The sequence below is a fragment of the Rhodococcus sp. SJ-2 genome (assembly GCF_053750035.1).
The window spans coordinates 2,614,079-2,635,125 of the sequence record NZ_CM132340.1; the positions used below are offsets into that span (position 1 = coordinate 2,614,079).

Below are 21,047 nucleotides of genomic sequence, written 5' to 3' on the forward strand. Positions count from 1 at the left end.
TGCATGCCAAGCAGTGTAACGCGCAAGACCACTCTTCGCCCGCGGGGCTGTCCGCAGGCGGTGCGGTGTCCGATCGGCACCTGCTCGTTCGTCGTCACGGTGAGGGGCTTTCCTGCTCCTCACGGACACGAGAGGATGGTAATCATGGACTTTCTCGCGCTGTTGGTGGGTCCGGAGATCGGGCCGGAGGTCGTACCCGGAACCGACGAGTTCGACGCGGAGGTCGCTCTCCATGACGAGTTCGGGAAATACGCGGGCGCGGCGATAGTGGGCGGGGCTGCTCTGTACCCGTCGGTGGATGCGGTGACCATCCGCCGATCGGATGGCGCACCGCTGATCACGGATGGCCCCTTCGCTGAGCTGGCCGAGGTGGTGGTCGGTGGTTTCTACGTCTTCGCGGCCGATGACCTCGATACAGCGCTGGACCTGACGCGCCGTATCCCCGGTATGGACGACGGCTATACCGAACTGTGGCCGCTGCAAAGCTGGACCGTGTCGGAAGAGTTGGCCGGCTGCTGGCTCGCGGTAGTGCGCGACCAGGCGCAGAACGCGGAACAAGGCACCGTCGATCACTCGGCGAGCGCATCCCTCCGCGCGGTACCCGACGCCATCCGCGGCGTCGCGGTGTTCCGTCCGCCCTCCTCCGCTACCACCGTGCGGACCCGCGGCGACGAGATGATTCTCTCCGACGGGCCTGAGGATGCGCAGGAGACAGTGATCGCCCTGTACATCCTGTCGGCGCCCGACCGAGCCGCGGCGGCCGATCTGGCCTGCCGGATCCCGGTGGGGCCGAAGGGGAGCGTCGAGGTGCGGCGCATGGTCGACGAGTAAGCAGTCGACGAGTAAGCAATGGGCATGGACTCGGCGGAGGTGTTCCGGGCGGAACATTGTCGTGCAGTCGCGTCCGTCGTGAGTGCGTTCGGCAATCTCGACCTCGCCGAGGACGCTGTTCAGGACGCCTTCGTCGAGGCCCTGCGGACGTGGCCGGAACGTGGTATCCCCTCGAACCCCGGAGCGTGGATCACCGCGGTGGCCCGTAACCGCGCAGTGGATCGGTTGCGTCGGGAGGCCGCACGCAATGGGAAGGAATCCGCCGCGGTCGCGCTCGCGCCGCTGCCGCGCTCGGGGGACGGTGCGGTGCGCGACGATGAGCACCGCGCGGTGCGCGACGATGAGCTCGGCTTGCTTTTCACCTGCTGCCATCCAGCCCTTGCGCGCGATGCGCAGGTCGCACTGACCCTGCGGCTGGTGTGCGGCCTCACAGCGACCGAGATCGCGCGCGCATTCCTGAAGTCCGAATCGGCTGTGACAAGGCAACTCACTCGCGCGAAGACCAAGATCCGGGATGCGGCGATCCCGCTTCGGCTCCCTGCCGAACATCTTCTGCCGGAACGTGTCCCGCAAGTGCTGGCGTGTATCTACCTCGTGTTCACGGAGGGCTATTCAGCGACGGCGGGGGATTCCCCGATTCGTTCGGACCTGTGCGCCGAGGCGATCCGGCTCGGCCACCTCACGTGCACGCTCATGCCGGACGAGGAGGAAGCGTGGGCGCTGCTTGCTCTCATGCTGCTCCAGGACAGCCGGCGCGGCGCCCGTCGCGACGGTAGTGGCGAACTGTTACCGCTCGAAGATCAGGATCGAACCCAGTGGGACGCGAACTCCATCGCTCAGGGATTGGCCGCGCTCGATCGAGCTGCCGGTTCGACGGGGCAGTACCTGCTTCAGGCAGTCATTGCGGCAGTGCACGCCACCGCGCCGTCGTGGGAGCGCACGGACTGGCCGGTGATCGCGGCAGCCTACGATCGCCTGGTCGCCATCACCGACTCGCCGGTGGTCGAGATCAACCGGGCGGTTGCGCTCGGGTTCCGTGATGGATGGGATGTGGGGCTCGACGCGCTCGCTGCGGTGCCGAAGAATGCCGAACTGCGCCGGTTGTACGAGCCGGCTCGCGCCGACCTGTTGCGTCGTGCGGGTCGATTCGCCGAGGCAGCGGAGGCTTATCGTGCCGCGCTCGCGGTGACGGGCAACGAGTCGATCGCCCGAGTGCTGCGTCGACGCCTCGTCGAGATCGACATCGCCGGAGGTGGGGGGTGACCCGGGTGCGTTCGTGACCCGATTGAAATCAGCGCTTCCCGCATGTTCGTACCTCGACGCCCTATTGTGCTCAGAAGTAACTCGAGTATCACCAGTCACATTGGTACCAGGCGAGTGGTGAGGGGTGTGGTTCATGCGGTCTTCGAGGAGGGCGGCCATCGGGGGCTGCGCCCTTGTCATCGCACTGGGTGGAACGGTGCCATTGGCCGTGCAGGCAGGCGCCGAACCGTGTGGCCACGAGAGCCCAAGTGGTAGCGGGCTCGGTAGTGGCGGTTTCGGTAGCGGAGGCCTCGGTAGCGGTGGTAGTGCGGATCTCCTGCCCGGAGCGCCGAAGAACCTGCTACCGGACCTGGGGCCAGGGCCCACGCGGGCCGTCGCATGGGTCACCGGACCGCGTAGCGACAACCGGACCGATAGGCGATTCTCCGTTTCGGGTACAGACCTGGCGATCATGTGGGACAACGGCGCAGCCGGACCGGACCGCAGGATTCTCATGGCCTTCGGCGACACCTTCGGAGACTGCACTGTCCCCGGTGAACAGTGGCGGCACAACATTCTGATGCGTAGCTCGGATGCGAGCCTGGCCGACGGCATCGACGTTCCCGACCCGGTTCCCGGCGACATTCACGCCGGTTCGCCGGTGGATGCGCACGCTCCTGATTTCTCCCGCGAGCTGGTGGGGTCGCTCGGGATCGAAGGGATCGAGAAGACCGTGATTCCCACCGCTGGGATCGCCGTGGACGGCGTGCAGTACATCAACTTCATGTCGGTGCGGGCCTGGGGCGATCACGGCGAATGGTGGACCAACGCGTCCATGATCGGCACCTCCGTCGACAACGGGGAGACCTGGCAGGTCGACCCGGCCACCGCGCGGCTGAATGTGCCTCTCGACATTCCGGGTGTCCAGCAGTTGTCGGTGGGCAACGCCAACTTCCAACAGCACGCGTATGTACGGCACGGCGGATATCTCTACGACTACGGGACGCCGCAGGGCAGGTTCGGCGCTGCGTTCCTCTCGCGCGTGCCCGAGCACCGGATCCTCGACCTCGCCGCGTACGAGTACTGGACCGCCGACGGATGGATACCGGGTGATGTCGATCGTGCTGTGCCGATCGTCCCGGGTGCGGTGGGTGAGCTGTCGGTTCATTTCACCGGCGACCGATTCGTCATGCTCTACGGCGACGACGCCGACGGCGCGATCGAACTGCGGACCAGCGCATCGCCCGAGGGTCCGTGGGGTGAGCCTCGCCCGCTCGTGACGCACGATCGGGCCGGGGGTCTCTATGCGCCGTTCATCCATCCGTGGTCGACCGGTGACGACCTCTATTTCACGGTCTCACGCTGGAGCGATTACAACGTCATGCTTTTGCACACGACCGTATCCGGATAGGGCGAGAGCCGCGCGGGCCGTCGGCATCGGTAAGCTTGCTTCCTGGACTTGTACCCAAGACCCCGGAGGTTCGCCAGCGTGGCACTCGTCGTCCAGAAGTACGGAGGATCGTCGGTCTCGACGGCCGAACGGATCCGGCGCGTCGCTGAAAGGATCGTCGAGACCAAGAAGGCGGGCAACGACGTCGTTGTGGTCGTGTCGGCAATGGGCGACACGACCGATGAACTCCTCGACCTCGCCCAACAGGTCTGCCCGGCCCCGCCCGCACGTGAGATGGACATGCTCCTCACCTCCGGTGAACGCATCTCCAACGCCCTCGTCGCGATGGCAATTCACTCGTTCGGCGCCGAAGCCAGGTCCTTCACCGGCTCGCAGGCAGGTGTCATCACCACCAGCAGCCACGGTAAGGCGAAGATCATCGACGTGACGCCCGGTCGGGTGCGTACTGCGCTCGACGAGGGCAGCATCGTGCTCGTCGCCGGATTCCAGGGCGTCAGTCAGGACAACAAAGACATCACGACGCTCGGTCGTGGCGGATCGGATACCACTGCTGTCGCTCTTGCTGCCGCACTGAACGCGGACGTCTGCGAGATCTACACGGACGTCGACGGCGTGTTCAGCGCCGACCCGCGCATCGTCAAGGATGCGCAGCGGCTCGACAAGGTCTCCTTCGAAGAAATGCTCGAACTCGCAGCATGTGGGGCCAAGGTCTTGATGCTGCGCTGCGTCGAGTACGCCCGCCGCTACAACGTGCCCGTGCACGTTCGTTCGTCGTACACCACCAAGCCCGGCACCCTCGTGACCGGATCGATGGAGGACATCCCCGTGGAAGAAGCCCTGATCACCGGCGTTGCACATGACCGCAGCGAGTCGAAGATCACCGTTGTCGGACTGCCCGACACGCCCGGCTACGCCGCGAAGGTGTTCCGCGCTGTCGCCGACGCCGAGATCAACATCGACATGGTGCTGCAGAACATCTCGAAGGTGGAGACCGGCAAGACCGACATCACCTTCACGCTGCCGACCTCCGACGGCCCGCGCGCCGTCGAGCTGCTCAGCAAGCGTCAGGACGAGATCGGCTTCACGCAGGTGCTGTTCGACGACCACATCGGCAAGGTGTCGCTCGTCGGTGCGGGTATGAAGAGCCACCCCGGCGTGACCGCCAAGTTCTGCGAGGCATTGGCGGATGCCGGCATCAACATCGACCTCATCTCGACCTCCGAGATCCGCATTTCGGTGCTGGTCGATGACAACGAACTCGACGACGCGGTGCGTGTACTCCACGCCGCGTTCGAACTCGGCGGCGAGGAAGAAGCCGTCGTGCACGCAGGGACGGGACGGTAAGCCATGACAACCATCGCTGTAGTCGGTGCGACCGGGCAGGTCGGCATCGTCATGCGCACCCTCCTCGAGGAGCGCAACTTTCCGGCCGACAAGGTGCGCTTCTTCGCATCGGCGCGTTCTGCAGGCAAGAAGCTCCCGTTCCGCGGCGAGGAGATCGTCGTCGAGGACGCGGCCGCGACTTCCGACGACGACTTGAAGGGCATCGACATCGCCCTGTTCTCTGCAGGCGCGACCCTGTCGCGTGAGCAGGCTCCGCGGTTCGCCGCAGCCGGCGCGACCGTCGTCGACAACTCGTCGGCGTGGCGCAAGGATCCCGAGGTTCCGCTCGTGGTGAGCGAGGTCAACCCGGAGGACGCGAAGAACCCGCCGAAGGGCATCATCGCCAACCCGAACTGCACGACGATGGCTGCGATGCCGGTCCTCAAGGCCCTGCACGACGAGGCGGGTCTACAGCGACTGGTCATCTCGAGCTACCAGGCGGTGTCGGGTAGTGGTATCGCAGGCGTCGAGGAACTCCTCGGCCAGGCGCGCGCCGTCATCGGTGACGCGGAGAAGCTCGTGCACGACGGTAGCGCCGTAGATTTCCCGGCGCCCGACAAGTACGTCGCGCCGATCGCGTTCAACGTTCTCCCGATGGCCGGGGCGATCGTCGACGACGGATCCGGTGAGACCGACGAGGATCAGAAGCTGCGCAACGAGTCGCGCAAGATCCTCGGTCTTCCCGACCTGCTCGTTTCGGGTACGTGTGTGCGCGTCCCGGTCGTCACCGGTCACTCGCTTTCGATCAACGCGGAGTTCGAGCGTCCCGTTTCGCCCGCTCGCGCGCAGGAGGTCCTCGCGTCTGCTCCGGGTGTCAAGCTGGTCGATGTGCCGACGCCGCTCGCCGCTGCCGGCGACGACGTGTCGCTGGTCGGTCGTATCCGCCAGGATCCGGGAGCCCCCGAGGGACGTGGTCTTGCACTGTTCGTGTCGGGCGACAACCTGCGGAAGGGTGCTGCGCTCAACACCATTCAGATTGCGGAGCTTCTGGCTCGGTAGACTACTGCGTGTATTTCGAACGAACGGCACCCTCGATCGTCACGATCGAGGGTGCCGTTCCCTCGTTCCGAGGGTGCTGTCACTCGAACATGCGATAGATCGCCTCGACGACCACTGCGGGGCGTTCACTGTCCTCGAGTTCGATCACGCCCTCGATGACGATCTGGACGCCGCCTTCGGGTAGCTCCTCGAGTGATTTCAAGGTTGCGTCGAGTCGTACTCGCCCGCCTGCCGGTACCGGGTTGGTGAAACGAACCTTGTCGAGGCCGTAGTTGAGTGCCAGCGTCACGCTGTCCACCTTCAGTACCTCGTACCACATCGGGATGATCAGCGAGAGCGTCAGATACCCGTGTGCGATCGGCCCGCCGAACGGGCTTTCCTTCTTCGCGCGGTCGGGGTCGATATGGATCCACTGATGGTCATCGGTGGCATCGGCGAAGGTGTCGATCCGATCCTGCCCGACGGTGATCCAGGAACTGAGGCCGAGGGGTCTGCCGACGTATCCGGCGAGTTCGGCGAGGGTCGAGACGTGTGTACCGGCGGTTTCAGTGGACGTCATCGGGACTCCCTTACTAGTCGGTATTGCTGTGCGCGTAAGCGATTCTGCTCTGTGTGCCACTGCTTGGTCCCGGGTTGGGTATCGAATGGGTCTCGGCACCCTGCGGCACCGTAGGTAGAAGATAAAAACAGTCTGGACTGTTTGTTGATTTGCCGTTACGCTGAGTAGCGTGATCCACGACACTGTAGCGGCCGGCGCGCGAACTCAAGCGCAACGCACCGCAGCGACGCGCGGGAAGTTGCTCGACGCGGCGGTCGAATCCCTCGTCGAACTGGGGTATTCGGGCACCAGCACTCACGGCATCGCCACGCGGGCCGGGGTGTCGCGTGGAGCGCAGCTCCACCACTTTCCGACCAAGGAATCTCTGGTGGTCGCGGCTGTGGAGCACCTCGTCGACAAGCGTCTCGTCGAAATCCTCGAAGCGGAACCGGATCCCGAAGTCGGGATGGAAACGCTGATGGATGCGTTCTCCGGACCGTTGTTCGATGCCGCGCTCGAACTATGGGTTGCGGCGCGCACCGATCCGGCGTTGCACACCGCGATGGTCCCACTGGAACGCAAGGTATCGGATGCGCTGCACGTGGGATTGATGGAAATCATGGGTGACCGGATGAGCCCCGAGTCGATCGATCTCAGTATCGAGCTCGCCCGGGGGCTGGCGGTATCGGCCCTGATGCGCACCCCCGAATCCGATCGTGAGTTCCGGGAGCGGCTGCTTCCGGCGTGGAAGGCTCTGGTGATGAAATGAGATCTGGCGATCCGACCGGCCGGGAAACGCTCCCTCGGCACGTCCGCACGCTCATAGTCGGCGCGGGGTTCGGTGGCATCGGGATGGCCGCCACGGTCTTGCGTGACGATCCCGCCGCCGATGTCCTCGTCGTCGAACGCGGCGACGATGTCGGCGGGACCTGGCGGGCGAACACGTATCCCGGTGCTGCATGCGATGTTCCGAGTGCACTGTACTCCTTCTCGTTTGCGCCGGAGCCCGAGTGGAAGCGGGCGCACGGTACCCGGGCCGAGATCTACGCGTACCTCCGCCGGGTATCGGGCGAACTGGGCGTCACGCGGCGCACGCTGTTCGGGTGTGAACTGCGCGATGCGCAGTGGGACGGGGAACAAGCGCGATGGGCGGTGTCGACCTCGCGTGGCGACCTCACCGCCGATGTGCTCATCGTCGCGACAGGCGCCCTCTCGACTCCCACCCTGCCGAAGGTCCCGGGTCTGGAACTCTTCCGCGGGAAGATGTTCCACTCCGCAGAGTGGGACCACGACCATGACCTGACCGGCGCACGGGTCGCGGTGATCGGTACCGGAGCATCGGCCATCCAGTTCGTTCCGGAGATCGTCGACAAGGTCGACCGCCTTACGCTCTTCCAGCGCACCGCATCCTGGGTGATGCCCAAGCGTGATCACGCCATCGCTTCTCCGGTTCGATCGCTGTATCGCCGCTTTCCCCTGATCCAGAAGGCCGTGCGCGGTGCCGTGTACGGCCAGAAGGAGTTGTACGTCATCGGGATGACGAAGCCCCTCGCGCGGAAGTACGCGTTGCCGCTGTTCGAGAAGCGTGCCCGTTCTGTCCTGCGCAAGCAGGTGCCCGATCCCGAACTGCGAAAACGTCTCACGCCGGATTTCGCCATCACCTGCAAACGAATTCTGCTGTCCAACGACTGGTTTCCGGCAATCACCCGTCGTAATGTCGAAGTCGTCTCCTCGGCGCTGACCGCGGTGACCGAAAGCGGAGTCCTCGACGCCGCAGGCAACGAATATCCCGTCGATACGATCATCTTCGGAACCGGATTCACTCCCTCCGAACCACCTGTAGCGCAGCATGTCCGAGGAGAAGGCGGACGGAGCCTCGCGGACGTGTGGAGCGGGAGCCCGTCGGCGCATCTGGGAATCAGTATCAACGGCTTTCCGAACCTGTTCCTCATGTACGGCCCGAATACCAATCTGGGGCACAGCTCCATCGTGTACATGCTCGAGTCCCAGGCCGCGTACATCGCCGATGCGCTGCGCGTCATGCGCACCCGCAGTCTCGATGCGGTGGAGGTCAGGGCCGACGCGCAGCGCCGCTACGCCGAAGAGCTCGACCCGATGCTGGCAGGCACGGTCTGGAACACCGGCGGCTGTAGTAGTTGGTACCTCGACAAGACCGGCCGGAACTCGGTGATGTGGCCGACCTTCACCTGGCATTACCGTAATCGGACCAGGGAGTTCGATGCAGAGAACTATGCCCTGCGGGCCACGAACTCGGGAGTACGAGCATGACCCACTATGACGTCCTCGTCATCGGATCAGGATTCGGTGGCAGCGTCTCCGCGCTGCGTTCGACCGAGAAAGGTTACCGGGTCGGAGTCCTCGAGGCAGGCCGTCGTTTCACCGACGATGAGCTTCCGAAGACCAGCTGGCGGCTCCGTAAGTATCTGTGGGCTCCTGCGATCGGATGTTATGGCGTGCAGCGCATTCACCTCCTACCCGACGTACTGGTCATGGCCGGGGCCGGGGTCGGAGGAGGCTCGCTCAACTACGCGAACACCCTCTACCGTCCGCCGTCTCGGTTCTTCCAGGATCCGCAGTGGGGGCACATCACCGATTGGGAGGCCGAACTCTCGCCCTACTACGAGCAGGCCTCGCGGATGCTGGGGGTGCGTGAGAACCCGAGCGTCACCCCTGCCGACGAGGTGATGCGGAAGGTCGCCGACGATATGGGCGTGGGCGATACCTTCGGTCCGACCCCGGTCGGTGTCTTCTTCGACGAGCCGGGCAAGACCGTCCCCGATCCGTACTTCGGTGGCGCGGGCCCCGAGCGCACAGGATGCACCGAGTGCGGCAGCTGCATGACCGGCTGCCGCGTAGGTGCCAAGAACACCCTGGTCAAGAACTATCTCCATCTCGCAGAGCGTGCGGGCGCGCGGATCCATCCCCTCACCACCGCAACACGGGTCACGCCTCGCCCGGGTGGCGGCTACGAGATCGAGACGCGCAGCACGGACGGTATCCGTAAGCGTCGCAAGGCTTTCACCGCTGATCAGGTCGTGGTCGCGGCAGGAACCTACGGCACTGCGCGTTTGCTTCTCGCGATGCGTGAGAGCGGCGATCTCTCCCGGTTGTCGCCGAGGCTCGGTCGTGTCGTTCGGACCAATTCCGAGGCGGTACTCGCAGCAACGGCGCAGAATCGCGATGTCGACTACACCGAAGGTGTTGCGATCACCTCATCGTTCCACCCGGACGACCACACCCACATCGAGCCGGTGCGATATGGAAAGGGCAGCAACGCGATCGGACTTCTGCAGGCGCTCCTCGTCGACGGCGGTGGACGGGTACCCCGGCTGGCGAAGTTCGTGGGTGTGGCGGCCCGCAATCCGCGAGCTTTCCTGCGCAGCCTGTCGGTACGACGATGGTCCGAACGCACCGTCATCGCGCTCGTGATGCAGACCGACGACAATTCCCTCGAACTTGCCGGCAGGCGAAGCCCGCTCGGACACGGTGTCACCAGCAAGCAGGGTCCCGGGAATCCGCCACCGGAGTGGATCCCCGTCGGGCACGAGGCGGTCCGGCGGGTGGGCGACGAGATCGGTGGCGATCCGGGCGGATCGCTGCTCGATCTCGTGAACATCCCCATGACCGCGCACTTCCTCGGCGGTTGCGTGATCGGTGACTCGCCTGAGACGGGTGTCGTCGATCCCTATCTGCGCGCGTACGGCCACGAAGGCCTTCATGTGGTCGACGGCTCTGTGGTCACCGCGAACCTCGGCGTCAATCCCTCGCTCACCATCACCGCGCAGGCGGAGCGAGCAATGGCGTTGTGGCCGAACAAGGGCGAGGACGATACCCGGCCGGAGGTCGGGGCACCCTATGCGCCGGTGAAACCTGTGCGTCCGCTTCGACCGGCTGTGCCCGCAGAGGCACCTGGCGCGCTGCGCCTACCTCTTTTCCCGATACGACGTGAGGAGACGGCCGGTGCTGTGGAGCGTTCCTGAAAGCGACGATGGACGGACAGACTGGCCGGCGTCGCCACCGCCACCGTGGCCGGCGAGCGTGCGCGCCACCCTGTGGTGGCACCGCAGTACTCCCGCGGCCCGTGAGTACGGTCCCGGAGGCCCGATCGTGCCGATGACACTGGCGATGATGGTCGACTACCTGGAGTCCCCGGTCGGTCCCTATCGGGAGATTCTGGCCAGTCCAGTGCTTCGTCGAGGTCTGATCCCCGCGATGGCGGTACCGTTCATCGCTGTCGACTCGGCGCGGTCGGTGCACGGTGGCCGGGAGCATTGGAAGCTGCCGAAGGTGCTTGCCGAATTCTCGGGGGACGTCCTCGGCGACTTCACCGCTGTCTCGGAGAGCTGGAAAGTGCGGACTTCCGCGTCACCGCGCGGCCCTCAGCTTCCGATCGTCGGGGGACTGACCTTCGCCCAGCCGGACGGGGACGGCGCACTGTGTCGAGCGTCTGCTCGTTTGCGTGGTCGTTTCCGGTATGCGCGGGTCACGGTGGATGCCGAGGGGCCGACGCTGGGTCGTTGGCTCCGGCCGGGCACCCATCACGGAATCGTCATCACTTCGGGTTCGATGGCGACAGGGCCTGCGCGTATCGAGCGATAGCCGGAGGCCTCGATCCGCACGACCGGCCATGGTGAACACTGGAGGGCATGAGTGACTCCACCTTCGAAGCCGGTATCGACGAGATCGTAGGGGAGGACTTTTCGGATGCTCGCCTGCCGCGGCAGGAGTGGCGTCGTCAGGAGTACACCGGCTGCACTTTTCACGATGCGGACCTCACAGGGCTCCGGACGGAAGCGGTCACCTTCACCGACTGCGACTTCACAGGTGCGGATCTCACCGGGTCGACGCATTCCGGCGCGGCGTTCCGGAATTGCACCTTCGAGTACACGCAGTTGCGCGACAGCACCTTCCGGAACTCGACCTTTCTCGGTTCGGTCTTCCGCGACTGCCGGATGCGCCCGCTGATCTTCGACGAGGTCGACTTCAGTCTGACCTCACTCGGCGGTGTCGATCTCCGGAAGGCGGACCTGAGCGGTTGCCGATTGCGGGAGGCGAACCTGGTCGAGGCGGATCTGCGGGAAGCGCTGCTCGTCGGCGCTGACCTCAGCGGCGTGCGTGCGGGTGGGTTACGACTCGACGGAGCAGACCTGACAGGAGCGCGCGTCGACGCGATGCTCTGGGTTTCCGCGAGCCTGCGGGGCGCGAAGATCGATTTCGGGCAGGCGCTCGCGTACGCGGGGGCACAGGGCCTTCAGGTCGTGCAGGGCTGAGTCCCGGGGTGGTTCGACCTAGGACGGTTCCCGCGGCGTGAGCCCTCCGAGTTCGATGACGTACTCCTGTGCGGGCTCGTCCCAGGCCACGGAATAGGTCGTGGGGTAGGCGCCGGACTGTTGGTAAGCGGCGGGTTGGAGCAGATCCTCGTGCAGATCAGGTTTCGACGTGAGCCACTGCCGCGTCATCATCGGCTCGATGAACACGACCTTTCCGTCCCACGTTCCATGTAGCACGGTCTCGGTGAAGTGGTGGCCGGATTCGCGGGCGTCGAGCCAGTGCAGCCCCATCCCGGGAACGGTGCCCAGGAGTGGATCGTCGCCTGCGGTATATCCGTCGGGCAGATACCGAGGGTCGGGGAGTCGGGTCGACGCCTCGATGTAGCCCGGCGTCAGTGGATCGATCGCACGCCTGGCGGCCGCGTCGATCAGATAGAAGTGCACGTCGATGTGGGGGATGTCGAAGCCGTGCTCGGGGTTGTGACCGTGCGAATTCCAGTCCAGGGTCACGTGGTCGAAGATCGTGGTCGTGGCTTGTTCGGGTAGCGGCAGGACGTACTCCTGCGTGTGCGGCAGCATCCCGATCGGGAGTCCGTCGAGGGCGGCTGCGTCGAGGCGGACACCGACTGCGGTCGGTGTGCGGTCGTCGTCGAACGCCACATAGGTATGCGCGTTTCCTGCACCGACCGAGACCTCGTCGGCGCTGACGACACCGGACATCCCGCCTGCGTGTGCGGTGGGAGAGGTGGCCACGAGGAGTGCGCAGGCCGTGGCGAGGAGCGAGAGTGGGCGCGTTCGCATAGCCATGGTTCTCCTGTGGTGCATGAGGCCGGTGATTCGGATGGTATTTCCTGACGGCCGGTGCCGCGGCGGGTACGTTGAATCGTGATGTTCCGGTTCTGCCTGCCGGCGCATCGGGACTTTATGCCTCGTTTTCTTGACCTATTCAAGAAAAGGTGGTGAAGTGTGATTGGTGACACAACGGAACTCGCGTTGTGAAACGCCAGGGACTGCCGCCGCTTCGCAGCCCGGAGTGGTAGCGCGACAACTGGATACGAACTTCGACTGAACGCGCGTATATCCACGCATGCCTACGGAGGGACGACAATGACCCAGGACAAGCTGACGACCGGCGCAGGTGCTCCCGTTCCCGACAATCAGAACGTCATCACCGCCGGACCGCGTGGTCCGCAACTGCTCCAGGACGTCTGGTTTCTCGAAAAACTCGCGCACTTCGACCGCGAGGTCATCCCCGAGCGCCGTATGCACGCGAAAGGCTCGGGTGCATACGGGACGTTCACGGTCACCAACGACATCACGCAGTACACCACTGCCAAGATCTTCTCCGAGGTCGGCAAGAAGACCGAACTGTTCGCCCGGTTCTCCACGGTGGCAGGCGAGCGCGGCGCTGCCGACGCCGAGCGCGACATTCGCGGCTTTGCGGTCAAGTTCTACACCGAAGACGGAAACTGGGACCTCGTGGGCAACAACACGCCGGTCTTCTTCTTCCGCGACCCGCTGAAGTTCCCCGACCTCAACCACGCCGTCAAGCGCGACCCGCGAACCAACCTGCGTAGTCCCAACAACAACTGGGATTTCTGGACCAGCCTCCCCGAGTCGCTACACCAGGTCACCATCGTCATGAGTGACCGTGGCATACCCGCTTCGTACCGGCACATGCACGGTTTCGGTTCACACACCTTCAGTTTCATCAATGCCCAGGGGGAGCGGTTCTGGGTGAAGTTCCATCACCGTGTCCAGCAGGGCATCAAGAATCTGACAGACGCGGAGGCTGCGGCCATCGTCGGCACCGACCGCGAGAGCGCTCAGCGTGATCTGTTCGATGCGATCGAGGCCGGTGACTTCCCGAAGTGGAAGCTGTGCGTGCAGATCATGCCCGAGGCAGACGCGGCGAAGGTGCCCTACCACCCGTTCGATCTGACGAAGGTCTGGCCGAAGGGCGACTACCCTCTCATCGAGGTCGGCGAGTGGGAGCTCAACCGCAACCCCGACAACTACTTCGCGGAAGTCGAGCAGGCCGCCTTCAACCCTGCACATGTGGTTCCCGGCATCAGTTTCTCGCCCGACAAGATGCTGCAGGGTCGTCTGTTCTCCTATGGCGATGCACAGCGATACCGGCTGGGAGTCAATCACTTCCAGATCCCGGTCAACGCACCGAGGAATGGGGTGAACAGTTTCCACCGCGACGGCGCGATGCGGGTCGACGGCAATCACGGCGGCAAGCTGCACTACGAGCCGAACAGTTACGGTCAGTGGCAGGAGCAGGCGGAATACCGCAATCCGCCTCAGTCGGTGGGCGACGTCGCCGACGCGTGGAATTTCCGCGAGGACGACGACAACTACTTCTCGCAGCCCCGCGTGTTGTTCAACAACATGAGTGACGAGCAGAAGCAGGCGTTGTTCGAAAACACTGCTCGCGCGATCGACGGCGCCGAGGAGATCGTGGTGCAGCGTCACATCGACAACTGCACGCAGTGCGACCCTGCCTACGGCGAGGGCGTCGCGAAGGCGATTGCTGCCCTCAAGGGAGAACGCCCCATCTAGGTCAGTTGTATGGATAGGGGCCGTCTGCGCACGCAGGCGGCCCCTACCGTCGAAACCGAGTCAGGTCGCCTTCCGTTCAGCGTCGACGAGGTCGCGCACCAGTGGCGCGACCTCGCCTGCGAAGCGTTCGAGGTCGTCGGCGGTGTCGCTCCCGAGAATGAAGGTGCTGGTGCCGTGAAGCAGCGCCACGTCGGCGAGTTGTTCGGCCCACACTCGTGGCGGACCGTTGAGAAACGAACCATCTGCGGCGTCGCCGAAGGTGCCGCTGACGTTGTACAGGCGGCGGATCGCAGCAGGGTCGCGACCCGCCTCGTGTGCAGCCGCGTCCACTCGCTCGGTCATCGCGCCGAGTGCGTCCGGTCCGGCATTGAAGGAACTCGGTAGCCATCCGTCGGCGTAGTGTCCCGCCACCGCCAGCATCCGCTTCCCATACGCGCCTAGCCAGATTCCGATGTCGTGTAGCGGGGCCGGTCCGCGCTTGGCGCCGTCGACGCTGTAGTGCTCGCCGCTGACACGTGCCGCACCGCGTTCGTCCGACCAGAGGGCTCGGATCACCGCGATGGCGTCGACGAGTGCGTCGACCGATTCTCCTGCGCCGCGTCGTGGCCCCCCGTTGGCAGCGATGGCGTCCCAGAAGCTCCCGGCTCCCATTCCGAGTTCGATACGCCCGCCGCTGAGCCGGTCGAGCGATGCGGCGCTGCGCGCGAGGATCGCTGGTCCTCGTAGCGGAAGATTCGCGACATTCGGAGAGATCGTCACGGTGTCGGTTCTTGCTGCAATCCAGGTCAGCAGAGTCCATGCGTCGAGGAAGCGGGGTTGGTACGGGTGGTCCTGGATGGTGACCAGGTCCAGTCCGGCACGTTCGGATCTTACGGCGAGGTCGACGACGATCGTGGGGTCGGCCGCGGTGGGCGTGAGAAAGCTTCCGAACCGGAGTTTCTGACCGTAGTCGGGCATAGGATGTTCCTTCCCTCGACGGAGTCGACCGTGTCCACCCTAGCCGGTGAGCACGGCCACACCGATCCTTTTCTTGACTAATTCCAGAAAAGAGGCATACTTGGTGGCATGCAGCGAACGGATGACTCACACTTCGACCCCAAGGAACAGCTTCGTTCCGTGGGTTTGCGGGTGACGGCTCCGCGAGTTGCAGTACTCGATATGGTTGCCCGGAACCCACATTCGGATGCCGATCAGGTTGCCGCCGCTGTGCGGGACGAGCTCGGCAAGGTCTCGACCCAGGCCGTCTACGACGTACTCAGAGCCTGCGTGGGCGCCGGACTCCTCCGGCGGATCGAGCCGGCCGGATCCCCGGCACGGTTCGAGACCCGCACCGGGGACAACCACCACCACCTGGTCTGCCGCAATTGCGGCACTGTCGTCGACGTCGACTGCGCCGTCGGCGCTGCGCCCTGCCTTACTCCGTCGGATGCCGGAGGCTTCGTCATCGACGAAGCCGAGGTGACCTTCTGGGGTTTGTGCCGGTCCTGCCGCTGAACTCTCATTCACTGATCCACTTCACGCACGGTGCCGCTCTCACGGACCGTGTCGACGCGTCGTACCCGCTCCCACGGGGAACCGCTCATCTGGAGGTCTCACATGACGAACACCCGTTTCACCACCAACAACGCCGGTAACCCTGTCGCCAGTGACGACACCTCGCTGACCGCGGGTGCGCAAGGTCCGATCCTGCTGCACGACCATTACCTCATCGAGAAGCTCGCACACTTCAACCGTGAACGTGTCCCCGAGCGAGTGGTCCACGCGAAGGGTGGTGGCGCATTCGGTGAACTCGTCGTGACCGAGGATGTGAGCGCCTACACGAAGGCGAAGCTGTTCCAGCCCGGCGTGAAAACTGAGTCGCTGGTGCGCTTTTCGACGGTCGCCGGTGAGCAGGGAAGTCCGGACACGTGGCGCGACCCGCGTGGTTTCGCGGTGCGGTTCTACACCGAGGACGGCAACTACGACCTCGTCGGCAACAACACACCGGTCTTCTTCATCAAGGATCCGATCAAGTTCCCCGACTTCATCCATTCGCAGAAGCGCCTACCCGGCTCCGGTCTGCGCGACCACACCATGCAGTGGGATTTCTGGACGCTGCGTCCCGAGACCGCGCATCAGGTGACCTGGCTGATGGGGGACCGCGGCATTCCGCGTACCTGGCGGCACATGGACGGCTTCGGCTCGCACACCTACCAGTGGATCAATGCCGCCGGTGAGCGATTCTGGGTGAAGTACCACTTCAAGACCGACCAGGGAATCGACACACTCACCGCTACGGAGGCCGATGTGCTCGCAGGCACCGACCCCGATTACCACCGGTCCGATTTGTACCGGGCGATCGAACGAGGTGAGTTCCCCAGCTGGACGCTTCACGTGCAGGTGATGCCCGTTGCGGAGGCCGAGGATTATCGTTTCAACCCGTTCGATCTCACGAAGGTCTGGTCGCAGAAGGACTACCCGTTGATCAAGGTCGGTACCTGGACGCTGAACCGCAACCCACGCAACTTCTTCGCCGAGATCGAGCAGGCGACCTTTGCACCCTCGAATATCGTTCCGGGCATCGGCTTCTCGCCCGACAAGATGCTTCTCGGCCGTGTGTTCTCCTACGCGGACGCGCACCGCTACCGGGTCGGCGCCAACCACGGGCAGCTGCCGGTCAACACTCCGAAGAACAAGGTGGAGTCGTACTCGCAGGACGGCAACATGGCGTACTCGTTCAATGACCCGGCGACGCCGGTCTACGCCCCGAACAGCTTCGGCGGACCGCATGCCGACCCCGAGCGCGCGGGTGATGACGGGCTGTGGACCTTCGGTCCGGAGGCGGTGCGAGCTGCGTATGTGCAGCACGCGGAGGACGACGACTTCGGTCAGGCAGGCACATTGGTCCGAGAGGTCATGGACGACGCCACGCGGGAACTCCTGGTCGGCAACATCGTCGGCCATGTCCTGGCCGGCACCTCAGAAGCCTTGTACGAGCGCATCTTCGAATACTGGCGCAACGTCGACCCAGATCTGGGCAAGAGGGTCGAGGTGGGCGTGCGGGCCGGAGGCGAGTGAGGTCTCGGGGTGTGTGCCCCGAGGCGTCAGGCCAGGCCCCACAAGTAGATCGCAACGGCCAGTGCCCAGACGATCAGAGACTGTGCGTCCATGGTGTGAACCCCCTAGGTCGGTTGATGATGAACCGTACAACCATCATGCCTCGCGACGGGTCCGGGGTCACGTCGGCGCCTCGGCCGACATGAGCATGTGACACCGGGCTTCGCCCGGATGTGGATTCGGCCACAGAATGATTCGGTCAGGAAGCATTCGGGCATGACAACTGTTGAACCCAGCGATATACGAAAAATGAGAGGAGTGCGAAAGATGAACAGCCCCATCAGCAGCACGCTGTCGGACGAGAACCGGAAGGTTGCCGCAGACGCCTTGCAGAACGTGCTCGTAGATGTGATCGATCTGAGTCTGATCGGCAAGCAGGCACACTGGAACGTCGTCGGGTCCCAGTTCCGCAGCATCCATCTCGACCTCGACGAACTCGTCGCCACTGCTCGCGAGTTCACCGATCAGGTGGCCGAGCGGCTGACCGCCATCGGTGTCAGCCCGGACGGCCGGGTCGCAACGGTTGCCCGTGAGAGCGGCACCAAGGGCTTCGGCGACGGCTGGAGCAAGGATACCGAGGTCGTCGCTTCGATCGTAGGTAATCTCGCAGCGGTCATTGCGCGCTTGCGTGAAGGTATCGAGGTCACCGGCGATGCAGACCCGGTCACACAGGATCTGCTGATCGGTCAGGCTGCTCGCCTCGAGCAGCTTCACTGGATGTGGCAGGCGCAGCTCGCCTGACCTGAACGATGAACTCGAAGGCCGCCCACCGTCTCGGTGGGCGGCCTTCGGTCGTTCCGGTGGGATTCGCCAGTGATCCGTGTGACAGGTGTGTCGGTAGTGGTTGCTAGGTTGGGTGTTCGATCCCCTCCGATCGGACGGGTGGCGGAGTTCGAACGAAAGGTGTTGTCCGACATGGTGATGGGACCTACCCATGCGGTATCCGGAGCGCTCGTCGGTCTCCTGGTCGCCGACGTGTTGCCGCGGGAATGGGGTGGCCCTACCTCGACGCCGGAGATTCTCGCCTTCGCGGGAGTCTGTGCCGGATCGGCGCTGCTGCCCGATCTCGATACGTCTCAATCGACCGTCGCGCGGTCCTTCGGTCCGGTCAGCCAGGCGTTCGCGCGTGGCGTCGGTGCGGTTTCTGCGGCGTACTACAACGTTACGCGGGGCAGTAAGGACCGAAAGCGCACGGGTGGCCACCGCACCATGACGCACACGGCGTTGTTCGCGGCGCTGGCCGGAACGGGTGTGTCGCTACTGGTTGCTCAGTTCGGACGGAATGCGATCATCGGCGTCCTGTTCATCACCCTGGGTCTCGCGCTGCGCGGCCTCTTCGGCACTTGGGCCAAGAAGTACGGATGGTTCGTGGTCACCCTTGTTGCTGCGATTCTCTCGATCTTGATGTGGACGGCGTTCCCCGGGGATGTGGGATCGACCGGCTTGGGGGTGGCAGTCGCCCTCGGGTGCGTCACGCACTGTCTGGGTGACGCGATCACGAAGGAGGGGATCCCGTTCCTTGCTCCGTTCGTGCCGTGGCAAGGGAAGCGGTGGTGGGAGTTCAAACTTCCGCGCGCGATCTCCATCAAGGCGGGCGGACCGTTCGAGGTGGTGTTCCTCGGGCCTGCGATGACCGTTGCCGCAGCCGGGTTCGCTCTCTGGTCCGTCGAGGGTGTCCCGGATTACGTCTTCGGGGCGCTCGAGGCTTCCGGTTTGGCGTTCTGAATTTTGAAGCCACTGGCATCGAAAAGAAACTTGTTCTATTTTTGCTCCGTCCTGATTTCTCCACAGAACGGAGCTGGTCCACGTGAGCGAACGAACCTCGAGCGTTGCCTTCGGTCGGCGTGGCTTCCTCGGCGCTGCTGCGGGTGCTGCGGCGCTTGCGGGGTTGGGATGGGCTCCAGCAGGAGCCGTCCCGCTCGGCGACCCGCGCGCGACCATCCCCGCACCTCCTGAGTTTCCCGCTGATATCCCGCTCGTTCAGCAGCGCTTCGAGAACTGGGCGAAGACCATCCGGTTCGACGCCGTGTGGACAGCCGCCGCGCGCGAACCGGGCGATGTCGTGCGCATTGCGAACTGGGCTCACGGCCACGGCTACTGTGTCCGTCCCAGAGGATCGATGCACAGTTGGAGCCCGCTCACTCTCGTGCCCGGTGAGAGTGCCGACAAGATCGTGCTCATCGACACCATCACGCATCTGAACTCTGTGAGCGTCGACGGAGGAGGTTCTCCGGCCACCGTGACTGCGGGTGGCGGCGCGAGCCTCGAATCGATCCTCTCGGCACTCCAGGCCGAAGGTCTCGGCTGGGCCAATTCACCGGCGATCGGCGACATCACCATCGCGGGGGCCCTGTCGATCGGTGCCCACGGCGCGACCTACCCCGCCGCAGGGGAACAGGCCGTCCCGGGGCAATCCTTCGGTTCCCTGTCGAACCTCATCGTCTCGCTCACCGCAGTGGTCTGGAACGCCACGGTGGGGGAGTACGAACTGCGAGAGTTCCGCCGTTCCGATCCGGACATCACACCCCTGCTCACCCACCTCGGCCGTACCTTCGTCACCTCTGTGACGCTGATGGCAGGTGTCAATTATCGGTTGCGTTGTCAGAGTTTCACCGACGTGCCGTGGCAGGAACTCTTCGCGCCGCCGGGTGCGCAAGGCCGGACGTTCGAGCGGTACGCAGAGGAGTCCGGACGCGTCGAGGCCATCTGGTTTCCGTTCACCGAAACCCCGTGGCTCAAGGTCTGGTCGGTCACTCCCGAGAAGCCGCCCACCTCACGCGAAGTGCACGGACCCTACAACTACTTCTTCACCGACAGCATCCCAGAATTGGTGACCACCCCGCTCGGTCAGGTGGTCAGCGGCAATCAGGCCATCACCCCGGCATTCGGTGCGTCGCAGTTCGGTGCCGTCGCGGCAGGTCTGAAGGCCACCGGCACCGAAGACCTCTGGGGCTGGTCGAAGGATCTGCTGTTCTATCTGCGGGCGACCACACTGCGCGTCATCGCGGGCGGCGGTGTGGTGGTGACGAAGCGCGAGAACATCGCGCAGGTCATCAACGAGTTCACGACGTGGTTGCACGCCCGGATGAGCGACTTCGCGTCGCAGGGGTTGTACCCCGTCAACGGCCCGTTCGAGGTGCGGATGTGCACGGTCGACAACCAGGACGAGGTGCTCGTCGCTTCTGCCGGCGCGCCGAATCTGTCACCTGTGCGGCCGCGGCCTGATCGGCCCGACTGGGACACTGCGATCTGGATGAACGTCGTGTCGCTTCCCGGCACAGCGGGTCTGCCCGAGTTCTTCCAGGAGATGGAGACGTGGATGGTCGCCAACTACTCCGGTGACTACGCGACGTTCCGCTCGGAGTGGTCCAAGGGCTGGGCGTTCGATGCCGAGGGCGGATATCGAAACCAGCAGTTCCTCGGCGACACCGTTCCTGCCATGTATCGCACCGGGCTGGGAATCGACGAGGGCTGGGACGCGGCGAGAGCGGCATTCGACCGGCACGATCCACATCGCGTCTTCAGCAATGGTTTCCTCGACACCTTGCTCTGACGCGGAAGCGGATTCACCCGGCGCGGGCACCACCGTGCCGGAATCCGATGTCGGGTACTCGGCACGGTGAATTCCGGTGTAGTTCATCTGAACGACGCAATACCTCCATCGGCATGGACAGCGCGATCACTACCGTCC

Annotated in this window: 19 protein-coding genes; 16 read left to right on the top strand and 3 right to left on the bottom strand. The window is 64.5% G+C overall.

The annotated features are described in order from the left end of the window. Positions 1 to 144 precede the first annotated feature (144 nt). From ACSYG9_RS12230 to ACSYG9_RS12250, 5 genes are all read left to right on the top strand, one after another. A complete protein-coding gene (locus ACSYG9_RS12230) occupies positions 145 to 831 on the top strand; it encodes a YciI family protein (RefSeq protein WP_454842648.1) in 687 nt (228 codons plus the stop codon). A 24-nt stretch (positions 832 to 855) separates the two neighbouring features. Then, complete coding sequence (locus tag ACSYG9_RS12235; RefSeq protein WP_454842650.1) at positions 856 to 2,094, top strand: RNA polymerase sigma factor; 1,239 nt, start codon at positions 856 to 858, stop codon at positions 2,092 to 2,094. 133 nt (positions 2,095 to 2,227) lie between these two features. Next, positions 2,228 to 3,484: a DUF4185 domain-containing protein gene (locus tag ACSYG9_RS12240; protein WP_454842652.1), complete on the top strand. Its 1,257-nt coding sequence runs from the start codon at positions 2,228 to 2,230 to the stop codon at positions 3,482 to 3,484. A gap of 78 nt (positions 3,485 to 3,562) precedes the next feature. Continuing rightward, positions 3,563 to 4,828 (top strand): aspartate kinase, encoded by a 1,266-nt coding sequence (locus ACSYG9_RS12245; protein WP_440127398.1) that lies wholly within the window; start codon positions 3,563 to 3,565, stop codon positions 4,826 to 4,828. Positions 4,829 to 4,831: 3 nt separating this feature from the next. Further along, a complete protein-coding gene (locus ACSYG9_RS12250; RefSeq protein WP_440127399.1) occupies positions 4,832 to 5,866 on the top strand; it encodes an aspartate-semialdehyde dehydrogenase in 1,035 nt (344 codons plus the stop codon). Positions 5,867 to 5,945: 79 nt separating this feature from the next. Here the strand turns inward: ACSYG9_RS12250 and ACSYG9_RS12255 are convergent, their stop codons facing one another. Then, a complete protein-coding gene (locus tag ACSYG9_RS12255) occupies positions 5,946 to 6,425 on the bottom strand; it encodes a MaoC family dehydratase (protein WP_454842654.1) in 480 nt (159 codons plus the stop codon). Between the two features lie 169 nt (positions 6,426 to 6,594). On the opposite strand from ACSYG9_RS12255, the gene ACSYG9_RS12260 reads away from it, so the two are divergent. From ACSYG9_RS12260 to ACSYG9_RS12280, 5 genes are read left to right on the top strand one after another with little or no spacing between them, the layout of a single operon-like run. Beyond that, a complete protein-coding gene (locus ACSYG9_RS12260) occupies positions 6,595 to 7,173 on the top strand; it encodes a TetR family transcriptional regulator (RefSeq protein ID WP_440127401.1) in 579 nt (192 codons plus the stop codon). Further along, positions 7,170 to 8,693: a flavin-containing monooxygenase gene (locus tag ACSYG9_RS12265; protein WP_454842656.1), complete on the top strand. Its 1,524-nt coding sequence runs from the start codon at positions 7,170 to 7,172 to the stop codon at positions 8,691 to 8,693. Before ACSYG9_RS12260 ends, ACSYG9_RS12265 begins: the two co-directional genes overlap by 4 nt. Continuing rightward, positions 8,690 to 10,405, top strand: a complete 1,716-nt coding sequence (locus ACSYG9_RS12270) for an FAD-dependent oxidoreductase (protein ID WP_440127403.1) — start codon at positions 8,690 to 8,692, stop codon at positions 10,403 to 10,405. The genes ACSYG9_RS12265 and ACSYG9_RS12270 overlap by 4 nt, the downstream gene beginning before the upstream one ends. Continuing rightward, positions 10,389 to 11,024 (top strand): hypothetical protein, encoded by a 636-nt coding sequence (locus ACSYG9_RS12275; RefSeq protein WP_440127638.1) that lies wholly within the window; start codon positions 10,389 to 10,391, stop codon positions 11,022 to 11,024. The genes ACSYG9_RS12270 and ACSYG9_RS12275 overlap by 17 nt, the downstream gene beginning before the upstream one ends. Positions 11,025 to 11,071: 47 nt before the next feature. Beyond that, positions 11,072 to 11,695 (top strand): pentapeptide repeat-containing protein, encoded by a 624-nt coding sequence (locus ACSYG9_RS12280; RefSeq protein WP_440127404.1) that lies wholly within the window; start codon positions 11,072 to 11,074, stop codon positions 11,693 to 11,695. A gap of 18 nt (positions 11,696 to 11,713) precedes the next feature. Here ACSYG9_RS12280 and ACSYG9_RS12285 read toward each other — a convergent pair whose 3' ends face one another. Continuing rightward, positions 11,714 to 12,502: a DUF5602 domain-containing protein gene (locus ACSYG9_RS12285; protein ID WP_440127405.1), complete on the bottom strand. Its 789-nt coding sequence runs from the start codon at positions 12,500 to 12,502 to the stop codon at positions 11,714 to 11,716. 300 nt (positions 12,503 to 12,802) lie between these two features. Between ACSYG9_RS12285 and ACSYG9_RS12290 the strand changes: the two genes are divergently transcribed. Continuing rightward, positions 12,803 to 14,260 (top strand): catalase, encoded by a 1,458-nt coding sequence (locus tag ACSYG9_RS12290; RefSeq protein ID WP_440127406.1) that lies wholly within the window; start codon positions 12,803 to 12,805, stop codon positions 14,258 to 14,260. 60 nt (positions 14,261 to 14,320) lie between these two features. On the opposite strand, the gene ACSYG9_RS12295 is transcribed toward ACSYG9_RS12290, so the two are convergent. Then, the gene (locus ACSYG9_RS12295; protein WP_454842658.1) at positions 14,321 to 15,217 is read right to left on the bottom strand and encodes an LLM class flavin-dependent oxidoreductase; all 897 of its coding nucleotides are present in this window, start codon (positions 15,215 to 15,217) and stop codon (positions 14,321 to 14,323) included. Positions 15,218 to 15,325: 108 nt separating this feature from the next. On the opposite strand from ACSYG9_RS12295, the gene ACSYG9_RS12300 reads away from it, so the two are divergent. The 5 genes from ACSYG9_RS12300 (at position 15,326) to ACSYG9_RS12320 (ending at position 20,909) form a co-directional block, all read left to right on the top strand. After that, positions 15,326 to 15,754, top strand: coding sequence for a transcriptional repressor (locus ACSYG9_RS12300; protein WP_440127408.1), 429 nt, complete (start codon positions 15,326 to 15,328; stop codon positions 15,752 to 15,754). Between the two features lie 102 nt (positions 15,755 to 15,856). After that, entirely contained in the window at positions 15,857 to 17,317 is a 1,461-nt protein-coding gene (locus ACSYG9_RS12305) for a catalase (protein WP_454842660.1), read from the top strand. A 306-nt stretch (positions 17,318 to 17,623) separates the two neighbouring features. Beyond that, positions 17,624 to 18,097 carry a ferritin-like domain-containing protein gene (locus tag ACSYG9_RS12310; RefSeq protein ID WP_440127410.1) on the top strand — a complete coding sequence of 158 codons (474 nt, stop codon included), beginning with the start codon at positions 17,624 to 17,626 and terminating at the stop codon, positions 18,095 to 18,097. Positions 18,098 to 18,271: 174 nt separating this feature from the next. Next, entirely contained in the window at positions 18,272 to 19,081 is an 810-nt protein-coding gene (locus ACSYG9_RS12315; protein WP_454842948.1) for a metal-dependent hydrolase, read from the top strand. A 73-nt stretch (positions 19,082 to 19,154) separates the two neighbouring features. Next, positions 19,155 to 20,909, top strand: a complete 1,755-nt coding sequence (locus ACSYG9_RS12320; protein WP_454842949.1) for a cholesterol oxidase substrate-binding domain-containing protein — start codon at positions 19,155 to 19,157, stop codon at positions 20,907 to 20,909. The last annotated feature ends 138 nt before the right edge of the window (positions 20,910 to 21,047 follow it).

What these genes read in the sequence shown, in the direction of transcription:
- ACSYG9_RS12230 (WP_454842648.1), top strand. Translation starts at nt 145, where the DNA reads ATGGACTTTCTCGCGCTGTTGGTGGGTCCGGAGATCGGGCCGGAGGTC.
- ACSYG9_RS12235 (WP_454842650.1), top strand. Translation starts at nt 856, where the DNA reads ATGGACTCGGCGGAGGTGTTCCGGGCGGAACATTGTCGTGCAGTCGCG.
- ACSYG9_RS12240 (WP_454842652.1), top strand. Translation starts at nt 2,228, where the DNA reads ATGCGGTCTTCGAGGAGGGCGGCCATCGGGGGCTGCGCCCTTGTCATC.
- ACSYG9_RS12250 (WP_440127399.1), top strand. Translation starts at nt 4,832, where the DNA reads ATGACAACCATCGCTGTAGTCGGTGCGACCGGGCAGGTCGGCATCGTC.
- ACSYG9_RS12255 (WP_454842654.1), bottom strand. Translation starts at nt 6,425, where the DNA reads ATGACGTCCACTGAAACCGCCGGTACACACGTCTCGACCCTCGCCGAA.
- ACSYG9_RS12265 (WP_454842656.1), top strand. Translation starts at nt 7,170, where the DNA reads ATGAGATCTGGCGATCCGACCGGCCGGGAAACGCTCCCTCGGCACGTC.
- ACSYG9_RS12270 (WP_440127403.1), top strand. Translation starts at nt 8,690, where the DNA reads ATGACCCACTATGACGTCCTCGTCATCGGATCAGGATTCGGTGGCAGC.
- ACSYG9_RS12280 (WP_440127404.1), top strand. Translation starts at nt 11,072, where the DNA reads ATGAGTGACTCCACCTTCGAAGCCGGTATCGACGAGATCGTAGGGGAG.
- ACSYG9_RS12285 (WP_440127405.1), bottom strand. Translation starts at nt 12,502, where the DNA reads ATGGCTATGCGAACGCGCCCACTCTCGCTCCTCGCCACGGCCTGCGCA.
- ACSYG9_RS12290 (WP_440127406.1), top strand. Translation starts at nt 12,803, where the DNA reads ATGACCCAGGACAAGCTGACGACCGGCGCAGGTGCTCCCGTTCCCGAC.
- ACSYG9_RS12295 (WP_454842658.1), bottom strand. Translation starts at nt 15,217, where the DNA reads ATGCCCGACTACGGTCAGAAACTCCGGTTCGGAAGCTTTCTCACGCCC.
- ACSYG9_RS12300 (WP_440127408.1), top strand. Translation starts at nt 15,326, where the DNA reads ATGCAGCGAACGGATGACTCACACTTCGACCCCAAGGAACAGCTTCGT.
- ACSYG9_RS12305 (WP_454842660.1), top strand. Translation starts at nt 15,857, where the DNA reads ATGACGAACACCCGTTTCACCACCAACAACGCCGGTAACCCTGTCGCC.
- ACSYG9_RS12310 (WP_440127410.1), top strand. Translation starts at nt 17,624, where the DNA reads ATGAACAGCCCCATCAGCAGCACGCTGTCGGACGAGAACCGGAAGGTT.
- ACSYG9_RS12315 (WP_454842948.1), top strand. Translation starts at nt 18,272, where the DNA reads ATGGTGATGGGACCTACCCATGCGGTATCCGGAGCGCTCGTCGGTCTC.